Below are 13,116 nucleotides of genomic sequence, written 5' to 3' on the forward strand. Positions count from 1 at the left end.
ATCACAGATGCAAGGTGCGCTTCTACTCGACGGTGGAACTCGTCAACGCGCTGGAACAGGAAAAGGCGCTCGGGAAGGCCGGGAAAATGGCCGAGATGCTCACCAAGGTCGACTTGGTCATCCTCGACGAACTGGGATACCTGCCGTTCAGCTCATCAGGCGGCGCGCTCTTGTTCCACCTCCTGAGCAAACTCTACGAGCGCACCAGCGTGATCATCACCACAAACCTCAGCTTCTCAGAATGGGCGCAGGTCTTCGGGGATGCAAAGATGACAACCGCGCTCTTGGACCGGCTCACACACCGATGCCACATCCTGGAAACCGGCAACGACAGCTACCGCTTCAAAGCCAGCTCCGAAGCCGCCAAGAAAACAAGAAAGGACACACCAGCATTGACCACAACATAACCGCCGAGGAATAAACAAGGGTGGGTCAATTCTCGGTGAAAATACCGGGTCACTTCTCAGCAGAAATCAACAAGGCAGGGGTGGCCGACAGCAATGCGGCAGCACAAATCAAACGGGCAGCGATATTCAAGGGATCAGTTCTCCAAAGTCTCGGCGTCGACGCGGTATGAGGTGACCACGAAGCCCATGGGGTTGGCCCAGACGTCTTGCAGGCGTTGGCGGGTTTCGGGTTCAAAGGCGTAGCCAACAGTGGCCACGTAGCTGCGGGTCACTGAGCGGGTGTCACGCGCGCGGCGCAGGGTGCGGGTAAAGCGCACTTGCGCCACCCCAGATTCGATTTGGTTCACAGATTTGATCACCACTTCTATGACGGCATCTCGGCCATAAACAGCAATCGGGTAGTCTTCGTTGGACGAGGTCCAAAGGTCGCGCAGGGTGCGTGCGGCATCGCCGTCCGAGCGCTCGAGGACGGAGTTGATCCGCTGCTCGCCGTCGGTCAGATCGTAGGTTTCTCGATCATCCACATAGGCCACAAGGTTGGCTTGTATAATGGCGTCACTCTCCGACAAGGAGAGGGCTTGGACTGCGGCGACGCGGTCCATCTGTCCGGTTTCTTTGTCCACGACAACAACGAAAGTCTCAATCGATTTTAGGGGAAACAAGCTTGCTCCAGCAACCATGCCTGCCAGCCCGACCAGAACGCCAGCTGCCGCCACAAAATCGGCAAATCGTTCGCGCCTGCGTGGGCCGTAGATAAAATCCACCGCAAAGGCGTCGCTTTGGTCTTGGCTAGTTTGACTCTTCATTTTTGGTGTTGGTCTTTCGTTATGGGGCGCGGAAAGATTTGACGGTGTTGAGCGCTGTTGCCGGTGTTCGACGGATCGCTTCGCCCGTTTTGACAACGCCGCTGTTCACCGCTTGCTGGAGTTCTTGTGGTGATTTGCCCGTTGCGAAGCGCGTGGCACTGCCTGTGCCATAGTCGCTTGTGTTGACGATACCACGGCGCGCCAGACCGGTCAGGCCGACAGCGTTGGACGCAATACCCATCACGCCGGTTAGGTTGGAAGCAATGTAAGGGACGGATGCCATAATTCCGGCGCTGAGCAGTAGAATGACCAAGAATGGCAAGATGAGGCTCACCGTTTCGACATCGACTGGATCGGCGGACGCATCGCCGATGGCTTCTGCGATCGCAACGATGATGCCAGCAGCACCCGCAGCGGCGACGGGCATCAAGGCGTAGCCGATGGTCGCACGGCTCCAGGCCTCAAAAAGGGATTGGGTTGGCTTGAACAGCGATGTGATGATCATGAAAGGGGCAATTACGATCATCAGCGCAAAGACGATTTTGGCGAAGGCGATGATCCCAGCGGTAACGGCTGCGAAGAGTGCGGAGAGCACAAAGAAGATCGCGCCAAGCACGGCTCCAAAGACCCAGCCTGCTTGATCACCGATGGTGTCGCCGTAGGCTGTGATGCGAGCCACCATGTTGTCGAGGCTCTCATAGACGCCAGCCTCGTCGCCAGATCCCGTGAGGGCGAGAATGGATGCGCCGACGGAGTCCGGCACTTGTGTCGCAATGCCGTAGATGACGCTGAAATTATCCCAACTCTGCGCAAAGATAGCGACCAGCGAAATCTTGATCCCAAACGCAAACGCGCTGCCAAAGGTCATGGGTCTGAGCTGCATCACGACATTGATGCCGAGCAAGATAAGGAGCAGGATGGCACCTGCAGTGATGACATCGCCAACGGCGGCTGCAGATGAGATGAACCCGTCTTGCGCGACGCTGTCGACAGCTGCATCGACCTGGTCGAGGATATCGCGAATAATGCCCATCTATTATGAACAACCCTCTGCGTGCTCGGCCTCGAGCGCATCGGCCATGGCATAGAGGTCGAGGACCTTGAACGGCAGGCGCGGGTTGTCAGTCGTCTGAAAGCGCGGCAGTTCTGCGAGAGCCATGTCCCATGTGAAATCGCTCAAGGGACAATCACAGGTCTCAGTTTCCAACTGCCGTTCGGCAACGAGAATACGCAATATCGCACGATAGCCGTTACGCAGATAAGCGGTCTCCGCGAGACCAGCAGGAGGGCGTGGAACGCGGCAGAATTCCTCGGCATCTGGTGCGACGGCCATTGAATTGAAAGGCTTAGGCCCGCCTGATGTTGTGCCCGGTGTTTCTGCAAAGGCGGGTATAGGCTGCGTGAGAAGCAGAGCTGTTATGATCAATCTGAACGCAGGTGAGACGCGCATCATCATGGATCCACCGCCATTGATCTGAACCGGCGCTCGTCAGCCAGTGTAGCCGCATCAACAACGCCAAGCTGTCCAGCGCTGACACCTTGCGCCGCTTCCAAACGCCAGATTTGTGTGAGGATGATCCCGAGTTCCGCCGTGACCCGTGTGTTAAGATCAACAGCCGCTTTCAAGCCGTCCTGATCGTCGATCAAGCCAACCATTGTTTCAAGCCGCTCCAGACTTTGCCCAGCTTCTGCATGGCTTTCTTGAGCCGCGACTGACAACATCGCGCTAGCGCCTGCTGAGGTCGCGATGCGATTGTCGGCGGGTTCCGGCGAGGAAGAAAGGGTGCTCAATGTCTCTGATGTGAACCCGCTGCCGGATAGAACCCGTTCGACCGAGGCTTCCAGTTCAGCGCCGGGATTGAAGCCGCTCAGGAAATCGCCGTCCGCCAAAGCCCGTGCCGTGTTTAAAGGTGCGACGAGCTTACCCCGCAAGGCCCGGAATTCTTCGATCGATGCGAAGAGGCCGCTCAATCCGCTGCCTTCGATCAGAGATGTGAGTTGGGCTTCCAAGTTCAGCAGTTGAGACAGCTGCGTCTCCAGCTCCAACCGCATCGTCGCCAACTGTTGCAGCTGCACGTTGAGATCTTCAGCCATGTGTTCAAGTTGGGCAACCAGCTGACCAAGTTGCGATCCATCGAAGGTTGGAACACCTTGTGCCTTTGCGGGTGACGATACACCGAGGGTGGTTATCACCGCGACGGAAAGAAGAAGTTGTTTCAATTTGGCACTCCCATTTGCACGAATTCACGCTCGGATAGGCGGTCCGCGACCAGATGTTGGGCATGGGTCGCTTCGCGTTGTTGATTGGCTGCCATCAGCCTGACGCGCAGATTTAGGATGCGGGCGATTTCAGCTTTGGCGTAGGTGTTGAGTTCCCACGCGGCTTTCGCATTTGGTTGGGCGTCGATTTGCAGAATGATCGCGCGCAGGCGGTTGATGACCTGCATCGTCGTGGCGTGGCTGCTTGCCGCATAATAGACGCCTGCATCCGAGATGTTGGCGTATTCAGCGAGGGCGAAATCTGAGGATGACAATGTGCCAAGCGCCTCCGCACCACCGACAACGGCAAGGTATTCGTTGTAGAATTTGGAGATATTGCGCACATAGCCTTGGGTCTCGGTAAAAGGCGGCACGCCGCCATACTCGATCACGCGTCCGGGGCCTGCGTTATAGGCTGCGAGCGCATGGGGGATGTTGCCAAAGCGGTTCAGCTGGGTCGTGATGTAGCGCGCGCCACCACGCAGGTTGTCCATAGGATCGTAGCGATTGACGCCCATGTCCGATGCGGTGCCGGGCATGAGCTGTGTCAGTCCGTAAGCGCCAACATGGCTTTCGGCGGTGATATTGAAGCGGCTTTCCTGTTTGATCAGTGCCTGAAACAAGCAGCGCCATTGCGTGGCGGAAAGACCAGCCCGTGCGACGCCTGGTGCGCCAGCATATTCGCCTGCAACGCGCACAATCATCATTTCGACGGTTTCGCGGCCCTCGCCAAAGAGGCGGCTGTTCATCGGACTTGTATCGGTGTTGGGATAGACGGAAGCGACCCCAAAATCAGCGTTGCCTTCAAGGGCGCTGATATCAAAGCCCGGACCCGTCATAGCGGCAGAAATTGCCTCGAGCGTGCGCAGCTGATCTGCCTGCACCTCGGCGATGGAAGAACGCTCGGCTTCTTTGTCACCTTGGGTTCCCAAATCCTGAACCAATACGGTCACATGCGCAATGGTTTGCCCGATTGCGGCGTTGTCTTGCGTTGGTACACCTTGGGCGAAGCCCGAGGTTGCATGCAGGCAAAGCCAAAGCCCAGCAGATATGATGACGGGGCGGATCATTCTGGGCGCGGCAGGGCTTCGAAAGTACAATCTTTGCCGCTCGCAGCTGAAACTGGTGCCGTGGCCGCGAAGGATAGCGTTGCGCGTGTCACCACCGGGTCACCGCTTCGGTTAAAGCATGGGGACGTTTTCTCGGTGTATTGCGCGCAGGCCGATAGCAACAGCGCAGCCGAAAGCACAAGAATGGTTTGGGAATATCTCATTGTGGTCTCCAAAAATCTGGGTTTGAACGCCAGTCGGCTGGCACGCGGGCCTCACCTGTGGCACCGCCGCCCAAGATTGGCAGCAAGTCGCCAAGGGCAGAGAGGTCAGCATCGACAAAGACGCTGTCACCCGCGGAGCGCACCAGCGCGATGCGTTGGCCAATGGTGGGTTGGACGAGCAACGCAGCTTCCTTGGAGTTCACGCGCAGAAAATCGTAATCGGCCACCGTGGCGCGGTCGTTGGGAAACAGGATCTGCGTCGGGACGGTTTCAACAATGGTTTTGCCAACGCGGCTGTCGCGCAACTGGCTGGGGTACTGCGTCATCATGATCACGACGCAGTTCATCTTGCGCAGGGTCACGAGCCAGTTTTCCAACCGTGCGCCGAAATAAGGATCATCCAGTAGTTTCCACGCCTCGTCCAAGACGATGATGGTGGGTCGACGGTCTTCAACTACGCGTTCAATCTGGCGGAAAATGTATGAAAGCACAGCCATGCGCTCCGTTGTCATGTCGAGGATCTCAGTCATATCAAACCCGACGATGTCGCCAGAGAGATCGAGGCGCTGCCCACGGTCGGGTTCATCAAATACCCAGCCAAACCGACCGCCGGGGGCCCATTCTGCGACGCGGGACTGCAGCTCGCCATCATCATCCAAGGACTGGAACAAGGTTTCAAAGCTGGCAAAGCGCTGTAAGGCTGCGCCAGCATCTGCATTCTGTGTTACCGCACCCTGGATGTGGCGCGATTGTTCTCCGGATAAGGCACCGCTGCGCGTCAGCAAGGTGGCCAACCAATCGGATAACCAAGCGCGTCCGCGTTCATCGATTTCAGAGGCGAGCGGGTTGAGGCCTGTGGGCACGCCTGCGCGGATTTCATTGTAACGGCCACCCAAAGCTCGGACTGCCATTTCCAAGCCGCGATCTTTGTCAAAGAAGAACAGGCGTGCGCCGATCCGTTGCGCTTGCGCGGTGAGGAAGGCAGTCGTCAATGTTTTGCCAGTTCCCGTGCGCCCTAAAACCAGTGTGTGGCCCACAGTAGGTTCTTTGCTTGCAGAACCCGCTTCGTGGAAGTTGAAACGGTAGCCTGATGTACCCACTGTTGGCAGAACCGCAATGCTCTGACCCCACGGGCTCTCGTCATTGCTACGCCCTTCAACACTGCCGTGAAGGGCTGCAAAATCAGAAAAATTGGTCGATGAGATTGGTGTCTTTCGGGCGCGATAGCCAAAGTTGCCCGGGCTCTGTGCAAAATAGGTGGCTTTCAGCGCCATGTTTTCGCGCACGATCACAGCCATGATTTCTTGGCCGACCCGTTTGATCTGTGCGGCGGCGCGTTCAAGTGTGTCGCGGTCAGGCGCATAGACGGCGATGGAAAGGTGATGGTCGCCAAAGACGATGCGTCCCGCCTCTTGATCGTCTGCAGCCAAGGCCAATTGGTCGCGCAATGACACGGCGGCATCATCTGACGCATGCATCTGTCTGATGATGCGCTGGATGCGCTCGGCCATGATGTTGTTCGGGATTGGACTGAATGAATTGGTCAGTACGATATCGAGAGGCAGATCTAACGCATCGAGAAGCGTCACGTCTGTCAGTGCGGGATAGGATTTGATGCTGAAGAGCGCGCCATATTTGACGGCACCTGTTGTGGCACATGTAATCGTCGCCACATCTCCATCGAACGTCGCGCGGCAATCACTGATGGTATGAGACAGGGGCAGGGGGCTTTGACCAAATGCGATGGGTGAAAAGCTGCCTGCGTTGAGCGTGTTCAGATACCCGAGCCATTCACCGCCCGTCTTTGTTAAGCGAACAGGGTTTGCCGAAGAGAGGGCCACCGCAAAGAAGCCCATAACCTCGTTGAGCTCTTGAACACGCGCTGCGCGGTCTTTGACCCAAGCTTTGCGGGCGAGTGCGCGCAAAAATGGGATGCGGGCTGCGAGATTGGGGCGGCGAATGACGCTGAGATACATCTGCCGCTTGGAAGGTCGCAGGCCTTTGATGTGAGCTGCCCAACGGGCATCGACTTGGGACGCGAAGGTATCACCCTCGACGGGCTTAAGGTCTAAGTTTTGTGGAACAGAGACGCGGTGGATGTAAAAACCGAACGTATTCCCGGTTTGGGCCACGATTGCGGCAACCGCGCGCTTGAGCGCATCAAGGCGATCGTCCTCGGTAGTCATCGGGTTCAGACCATCAAGGCGTAGGGTTGCCAGAAGATCGCCTTCGCGCAGCACCATCACATCGTCCGTTGCCAAAGCAAAATAGGGCAGGTGCTCCGCAAGGTAGCTTTCACGGGCAAATCCTGTTCCCCCAGCTTCACGGACCGCAGGGCCGATGCCGCTCAAAGTTCCACCATCAAGCGCCAAAGCTGTCACCCCCATGATGTGCGCGGTTTTTGGTCGGGCGCACGGTGCCAAAGGAGATGCGCAGCACTTCAAAGAAATGAGGCTCTTTGTCCGCAACGAACCAAAGGACTGGATAGGCAATGATCCCGATCAGGAAAAAGATCAGAGATTTCGTCCAGATAAATGGCAGAACGACCCCCATGGCCAAGACCACCAGATATCCGACAGGGAGACCCAGATACTTGGGTGGGCGTGCGAGGCCGAGGAAAAGTGGGGAACGTTCTGCCATCTGCTCTGCCTGCTCTTAGGTGAAGCCGTCGACGATGGTGCCCGCCGAGAAAATCAACACGATCCCGATGATCACGGAGGCGAACCATCCCCAGTTCAGCCGCCCCATCATGCACATGAAGCCTGTGCCAATGACCGCTAGAGTAGCCACGGCAATGCCAATTGGTCCTGTGAGTGCGGCTTCGACCGTCTCCAACATTGTTTGAATGGGCGACAAGTCTTGCGCGAAGGCAGGGGAGGCAAGGAGCGCTAAGGTTGCGACCATGAGTGGCAAGTATCGTGAGTGGTGTCTTGGCATGAAAATGTCCTTGATCAGTTCAGTTCAATAATGACGGGAGCGCGTGTGGGTGCTGTATTGGCGACGCGGATTGGTGCTGGCTGCGACGTTCCACCGGACAGCCGTTCACGAATGTCGTGGATGCGTGCAATGTAGGCGCGTGTTTCAGAAAACGGCGGTACGCCTGAGTATTGCTCAACGCGATGGGGCCCAGCGTTATAGGCGGCTAAGGCAAGTTCGACGCTTCGGAATTCTGCCAGTTGGGTTAGCAGGTAGCGTGCTGCGCCGTCGAGGTTCTGAGAGATATCGCGGGGATCCACACCAAGCTCGCGTGCCGTAGCAGGCATCAATTGCCCTAAGCCATAGGCACCCTTGGGGCTGATGGCAGTCGGATTGTAACTGCTCTCCGCTTCAATCATCGCTTGAAACAGAACGTGCCAGTCTCGCGTCGAAAGGCCTGCTTGCGCGATGGCCCTGTTGTTTTGGTGCCGGCTGGCCGTCTGACGAATGAGTGAGAGAACTTGGGCAGAGGCTCCCGCCGCAGGCGCAATTGGTGCAACGGCAACAGGTTGCGCTTCCACAGCATCGTCGGACGTGGCCCAGCTCGGGCGTGTTCTGTGAAACGTCCACCCAGACGCCGTAGCCGTTCCGTCAGCGCGAAAGGCTAGAACGTCAGCCGTTGCCCTCGAGGGTAATGTTGTAGTCAGCACCAAAGCGCAAATCGCGCCCGTCGCCAAACTCGAGATGGTGTTTGAAAAGCCCCGGCCAGATATTGAAGTATCGCGCTTCTGGCCCGAGAGGCGTGATCCGCGTGGACACAAGAATGGCTTCGGGTTCGCCCTCACGCAGGTAGATGCACTGGTAGCGCGGCTTGCCATCGTCCGTGAACCCCACGAGTTCATACCGGCAGCGGAACGCAACTTCCCTCTTTTGAAGGTCTTTGACCCCATCGAGTGTGATCAAGATTTGATTGCGCGCTATCGGCATTTGGACTCTCCCCCTGAGAGCCCTTCTAGTCCGACCTAGTACAAGCGGAAAGACACATTGAGTCAATATGATATATTGCAGAATTTAACAAAATGCTAAACCATAGGACGAAACCAAACAAAGGAGTCTCCGATGAAACGGCTTATTTTGTCAGCAATCTTTGGTGTTTTGATGACATTTGGCGCACCTAAAAAGGCGCAGGCCTACGATATAGATTGCGCGATTATGCTCTGTATGGCGGGTGGATTTCCTCCGAGCGCGGTCTGCGCGCGGGCCTATCGCACAATGATCCGCCGCATCACGCCGTGGCCGAGTAGGCCTCCGTTCGGGATTTGCACCTTCGCCGCAGTACCGATTGAATTGGGTGGCCCCGGCGGTGAGGGCGAGGTTGATACGGACCTTCCAGAATACGAATGGCTCAACCGCACACATGTGATCTGGTTCACAGGCCGCTCTTACACGCCGCGTGACGATCCAAGGCAGTGGGACTGGAGTATTCGGTCTTGTGACCGTGAAAACCGAACCTGCCGATATATCGCACGTGTCTACGGCTCGCACACGCGTTGGCCGAGCTCATTTGTCTCCGAAAGCGGGCAAACTATTTTGTTGCCCGTTGGGCGTGGTTTTGGAAACTTCTACTCGCGCGATATCATGGTCGAATATGGCGACTACGGAGGCAATATGGGTCATTCAGACTGGTTTTCCTACTGAGCAGGTATCTGCCTTTGTCAAAGCAGTATGCAAGGTTTCACGACAATGGCCGATTGTTTGACCTTCTTCGGATCGACAAGCCAGCGGCGAACAGTTGATCCGTCGTTCCATCTATAGTCGATCAATACGAGGGTAAGATCGTCTTGCCGCTTCTCAAATCCCTCTTGAAACGGCACAGCAAGCAGCTGTGAGCCTCCAGACACCTTTTGATCATCTGAGGTTTCATGATCGGCGGTTCCTGACTTTTTACCGCGGGTTATCAGAACTGGCTCGATTAACTCGATGGGGTCAACTTCGAGAGCAAAAGCAAGCTTTTGCACGGTCGCCATTGAGGTATAATATTGTGAACGTTCCAGTCGGCCAACATAGCCTCGTTCAAGTCCTGCCTTAAGTGACAGGGCTTCTTGGCTAAGGGATTGAAGCCGCCTTAGTTTTCTTAAATTTGCACCAACGCGATCTCGTAAATCCATGCGAGATCAATGGCTTGATTTTGGCTGATAGTGCGACGGAGTATACTACAGATTCTGTTGTTTTGACGTTTGGTGCGGCGCATCATGAGAAACCGGCACACACCCTAGTGAGCAACTTGCTTGCAATATATGCAAGCATGACCTATATAGACCCATGAATAGCAAACACCGCAAGACTCTGGCCGTTGTCTTTGCCGACCCAGTGTCGGGAACAGTCGAATGGTCCGCTGTTGAGAGATTACTTGTCGCAGCTGGTGCGCAGGTCATCGAAGGACGCGGTTCACGAGTGCGGTTCGAAAAGGACGGCGAGGTCGAGACGTTTCATCGTCCGCATCCCGCCAAGGAAGCCAAACGCTATCAGGTGCGCGCCGCCCGCGCATTCTTGGAACGGATCGGAGTAACGCCATGACCAATACCATGACCTACAAAGGCTACTCAGCCCGCATCGAGTATGATGATGAAGATGGCATTTTCACTGGCCGCCTTGCCGGTATCAGCGATGGTGTCGGATTTCATGCTGACACGGTTGAAGCGTTGCGGGATGCCTTTCAGGAGGCAGTTGAAGACTACGTTGAGACCTGCGCAAAGGTCGGTAAGGAACCGCAAAAGGCGTTCTCTGGTCAAGTGATGTTCCGGGTCGATCCCGAGGTGCACCGCAAGGCGGCACTCGCGGCAGAGCTATCTGGCAAAAGCCTGAACCAATGGGCCGAAGAAGTTCTAGGTCGCGCGGCGGAGTAGGCAGGTGACAAGCGCACCTTGCTGCTTTTTATCATTATAGGGGGGCTTTTGCGTACCCCTGCGAAAGTGTCGGGCGTCGCGATGCGGTTTCACCGGGCTAACCATAAGCGATAGGCTATCCCGTACCCGATTTAAAAGACCACTTGGAGCGCGTAAAATTGGATAATGGAAACCAGAAAAGGCCTCCGCTATCAGCGCGGGCGGCAAGCGCGACCGGTCGTTCGGCGCTGTTTTTGGCTAAGGTCGCTGGGAAAGCTGGTTGGGCAATTGCCAAGCCTGTCGGGCGGCAGACAGGCAAACTCGCCGCAAAAGGGGGTAAAGCGGTCAAAGATCACGCGGCTGTTAAGTTCGCGGAATTTGAACTGAGGCATACCAAATATACGCCGGAGAACTTCTTTGAAAAAGGAGCGATCTCTTTGGAAGACCTCGTCGATGCGCTATTAATTGAGAAGCGCGGCACGTCGGCAAGGATCGTTACAGCACTTTCTGGGAAGTTGGCTGCGGCAGGTACGACAGCAAGTCTATTTTCCATCGCATCCATTCTTGGCACGGCCAGTACGGGAACGGCCATATCTTCACTTTCAGGCGCGGCTTTCAACAGTGCCGCGTTGGCGTGGATTGGTGGAAGCGTTGTAACTGGCGGGTGGATTGTCTTGGGCGTAGCGGCCGCTGGAGGGGCGGCCGCATATTTCGGGTCTCGCAAGCTTGTCGGGAAATGGACCGGTGTAAGACGCAAGAAAAAGTCCTTGGACCCGCAAGAAATGCGCTTTGTCGAAACGTGTTTGATGTTGGCAACGGCTTTTCGTGAACGGGCCAATCAAAATGCCGTTTTGGACCCTCTCACTGCTGAAACCTTGCAGCAGAACTTAAAACATGACCTCCTCGAACAGTTGGATGTCTGCATCGCCAAAGTCAGCGACTGGCCGGATCTTCCGTTGATGCGGCTTGAAGATCGTAAAGTAGATCTGGTCGAGTTACTCGATGCCTTACCAATGGCTCACGTTCAAAACCCGTCGATCAGAAGAAAATCCACAGCTGCTGCCCCTGTTGTTACAGGTGTCGTATCCGCCACGATATTGAAATTGATGTCTGACACCTCGCCTTCGTTTACGGAAGATGAGGAGTTGGTCCTTCAAGCGCTACGTCGATCGAATAACAGTCTTGCTGATGCCAGTGAACTTGAGCTGTCTGAATACGTGCAATCTCTATCCGTTGAGCAAATTTCCGGGCTCAAAAACAACGTAAAGGGAATCTACCACGAACTCGCGTTTCAGCGGCAAGAGAACCTGGATGGCGACGAGTACATCGTCGAGCTTTTCGGCGACACGAACCATGCCGGCGCAGATGTCCGGATTATTAATGTCGAGACCGGCGACGTTTCCGAGGTTCAACTCAAGGCGACGAATTACGCGTCTTATGTACGTGAACACAACGAAAAATACGAAAACATCGACGTGCTTGTGACCAGTGAGGTAGCTGGATCGTCGCCAGATTGGTCTTCGTCTGAATTCAGCAATGCTGACCTTACAGCTGATACGTCCTCGGCGTTGCAGAAGCTCGGGCACGAGGCAGACGTGGACATTGTTCACAGTATGGGCGTCGCTGCGATGGTGGCACTTGCGACCAATGCTAAGTCCATGTTGAAGGGTGACGCTCTTTCAACAGAAGCGAAACAAAAGATCATTCAGGACGGAGTGGTCGCTGCAAGCGTTGCTGGAATGGTGCAGCTTATTATCTAGGAGAAAAAGTGCTCTACTGTATCTACGATGCAATAGGAACTTTCCGAGCTATGCCCGAAAGTTGGTGACGGCGTGATCAGGCGGCACTTTGAAGTTGCTTGATCCCGTCCTTGAATTCAATCCCTTCGATGATTTCGGGCATGCGGTTGGCACCATCGAGTTTGCGCCATTTTGTCTGGGCTGACATCATCAGCTTGAAGGCCATGGCGAGCCCGGTTTTACGGCTGAGGCACCCCTTGGTTTTACCAGTGCGATGCCGCACCGTGGCGAAGGTGCTTTCGATGGGATTGGTTGTGCGGATGTGCTTCCAATGTTCAGCGGGGAAGTCATAGAATGCCAAGAGCACGTCGCGGTCTTTGGTCAATTTAGCGACGGCCTTGTCGTATTTTACGCCGTAGGTTGTGACGAAGAAGTCGAAGGCCGCCTCGGCATCCACGCGGGTTTCGGCCTGCCAAATATCGTGCAGATGACCTTTGGCTTTGGCCTGAACGGACTTCGGCATCGCGTTCAGAACATTGCCGGTCTTGTGGAACCAGCAGCGCTGTTCTTTCGTGGCACCAAAGACCTCGCGTAGCGCATGCCAGAACCCCAAAGCACCGTCACCAATGGCAAGGTCAGGCGCGTGGGTGAGCCCGCGTCGTTGCAGATCAAGCAGCAGTTCTCGCCAACTTTGGGTGCTTTCGCGGTAGCCATCAGCAAGGCCGATGATTTCCTTTCGACCCCATTCATCCGCGCCGATCAACACCAGGACACATTGTTTTTCTTCAGCCATTCGTGGGCGGAAGTAGACACCATCAGCCCAGATGTAGA

At 55.8% G+C, this 13,116-nt stretch carries 17 protein-coding genes; 5 read left to right on the top strand and 12 right to left on the bottom strand.

The annotated features are described in order from the left end of the window. The coding region (locus E2L05_RS18730) for an ATP-binding protein (protein ID WP_165971777.1) at positions 1 to 407 on the top strand (407 nt) is incomplete at its 5' end. A gap of 134 nt (positions 408 to 541) precedes the next feature. Here the strand turns inward: E2L05_RS18730 and E2L05_RS18735 are convergent. The 10 genes from E2L05_RS18735 to E2L05_RS18785 form a co-directional block, all read right to left on the bottom strand. Next, positions 542 to 1,213, bottom strand: coding sequence for a virB8 family protein (locus E2L05_RS18735; protein WP_133344408.1), 672 nt, complete (start codon positions 1,211 to 1,213; stop codon positions 542 to 544). 19 nt (positions 1,214 to 1,232) lie between these two features. Next, positions 1,233 to 2,246 (bottom strand): type IV secretion system protein, encoded by a 1,014-nt coding sequence (locus E2L05_RS18740; RefSeq protein ID WP_072629786.1) that lies wholly within the window; start codon positions 2,244 to 2,246, stop codon positions 1,233 to 1,235. A 3-nt stretch (positions 2,247 to 2,249) separates the two neighbouring features. Further along, positions 2,250 to 2,663 (bottom strand): hypothetical protein, encoded by a 414-nt coding sequence (locus tag E2L05_RS18745; protein ID WP_243722060.1) that lies wholly within the window; start codon positions 2,661 to 2,663, stop codon positions 2,250 to 2,252. A 2-nt stretch (positions 2,664 to 2,665) separates the two neighbouring features. After that, a complete protein-coding gene (locus E2L05_RS18750; protein WP_039965697.1) occupies positions 2,666 to 3,433 on the bottom strand; it encodes a type IV secretion system protein in 768 nt (255 codons plus the stop codon). Beyond that, the gene (locus tag E2L05_RS18755; protein WP_133344410.1) at positions 3,430 to 4,542 is read right to left on the bottom strand and encodes a transglycosylase SLT domain-containing protein; all 1,113 of its coding nucleotides are present in this window, start codon (positions 4,540 to 4,542) and stop codon (positions 3,430 to 3,432) included. Before E2L05_RS18755 ends, E2L05_RS18750 begins: the two co-directional genes overlap by 4 nt. A gap of 199 nt (positions 4,543 to 4,741) precedes the next feature. Continuing rightward, the gene (locus E2L05_RS18765) at positions 4,742 to 7,132 is read right to left on the bottom strand and encodes a VirB4 family type IV secretion/conjugal transfer ATPase (protein WP_133344412.1); all 2,391 of its coding nucleotides are present in this window, start codon (positions 7,130 to 7,132) and stop codon (positions 4,742 to 4,744) included. Continuing rightward, positions 7,107 to 7,385: a type IV secretion system protein VirB3 gene (locus tag E2L05_RS18770; RefSeq protein ID WP_007121039.1), complete on the bottom strand. Its 279-nt coding sequence runs from the start codon at positions 7,383 to 7,385 to the stop codon at positions 7,107 to 7,109. The genes E2L05_RS18765 and E2L05_RS18770 overlap by 26 nt, the downstream gene beginning before the upstream one ends. Before the next feature lie 15 nt (positions 7,386 to 7,400). Further along, complete coding sequence (locus E2L05_RS18775) at positions 7,401 to 7,682, bottom strand: TrbC/VirB2 family protein (RefSeq protein WP_039965702.1); 282 nt, start codon at positions 7,680 to 7,682, stop codon at positions 7,401 to 7,403. Between the two features lie 14 nt (positions 7,683 to 7,696). Continuing rightward, the gene (locus tag E2L05_RS21275) at positions 7,697 to 8,371 is read right to left on the bottom strand and encodes a lytic transglycosylase domain-containing protein (RefSeq protein ID WP_279291309.1); all 675 of its coding nucleotides are present in this window, start codon (positions 8,369 to 8,371) and stop codon (positions 7,697 to 7,699) included. Beyond that, entirely contained in the window at positions 8,334 to 8,648 is a 315-nt protein-coding gene (locus tag E2L05_RS18785; protein WP_007121036.1) for a hypothetical protein, read from the bottom strand. Before E2L05_RS18785 ends, E2L05_RS21275 begins: the two co-directional genes overlap by 38 nt. Before the next feature lie 132 nt (positions 8,649 to 8,780). Between E2L05_RS18785 and E2L05_RS18790 the strand changes: the two genes are divergently transcribed. Further along, positions 8,781 to 9,359 (top strand): hypothetical protein, encoded by a 579-nt coding sequence (locus E2L05_RS18790; RefSeq protein WP_007121035.1) that lies wholly within the window; start codon positions 8,781 to 8,783, stop codon positions 9,357 to 9,359. A gap of 17 nt (positions 9,360 to 9,376) precedes the next feature. Here E2L05_RS18790 and E2L05_RS18795 read toward each other — a convergent pair whose 3' ends face one another. Beyond that, the gene (locus tag E2L05_RS18795) at positions 9,377 to 9,829 is read right to left on the bottom strand and encodes a helix-turn-helix domain-containing protein (protein WP_083790418.1); all 453 of its coding nucleotides are present in this window, start codon (positions 9,827 to 9,829) and stop codon (positions 9,377 to 9,379) included. Between the two features lie 154 nt (positions 9,830 to 9,983). Between E2L05_RS18795 and E2L05_RS18800 the strand changes: the two genes are divergently transcribed. The 3 genes from E2L05_RS18800 (at position 9,984) to E2L05_RS18810 (ending at position 12,306) form a co-directional block, all read left to right on the top strand. Continuing rightward, on the top strand, positions 9,984 to 10,238 hold the full coding sequence (locus E2L05_RS18800; protein WP_007121033.1) for a type II toxin-antitoxin system HicA family toxin: 255 nt from the start codon (positions 9,984 to 9,986) through the stop codon (positions 10,236 to 10,238). Beyond that, positions 10,235 to 10,567, top strand: a complete 333-nt coding sequence (locus E2L05_RS18805; RefSeq protein WP_009807909.1) for a type II toxin-antitoxin system HicB family antitoxin — start codon at positions 10,235 to 10,237, stop codon at positions 10,565 to 10,567. The genes E2L05_RS18800 and E2L05_RS18805 overlap by 4 nt, the downstream gene beginning before the upstream one ends. 158 nt (positions 10,568 to 10,725) lie before the next feature. Further along, a complete protein-coding gene (locus tag E2L05_RS18810) occupies positions 10,726 to 12,306 on the top strand; it encodes a hypothetical protein (protein ID WP_133344414.1) in 1,581 nt (526 codons plus the stop codon). 76 nt (positions 12,307 to 12,382) lie between these two features. Here the strand turns inward: E2L05_RS18810 and E2L05_RS18815 are convergent. After that, on the bottom strand, positions 12,383 to 13,116 hold a 734-nt coding region (locus E2L05_RS18815), incomplete at its 5' end, for an IS256 family transposase (protein WP_133342215.1).

It is taken from the genome of Meridianimarinicoccus aquatilis (assembly GCF_004358675.1).
Lineage (GTDB): Bacteria > Pseudomonadota > Alphaproteobacteria > Rhodobacterales > Rhodobacteraceae > Meridianimarinicoccus > Meridianimarinicoccus aquatilis.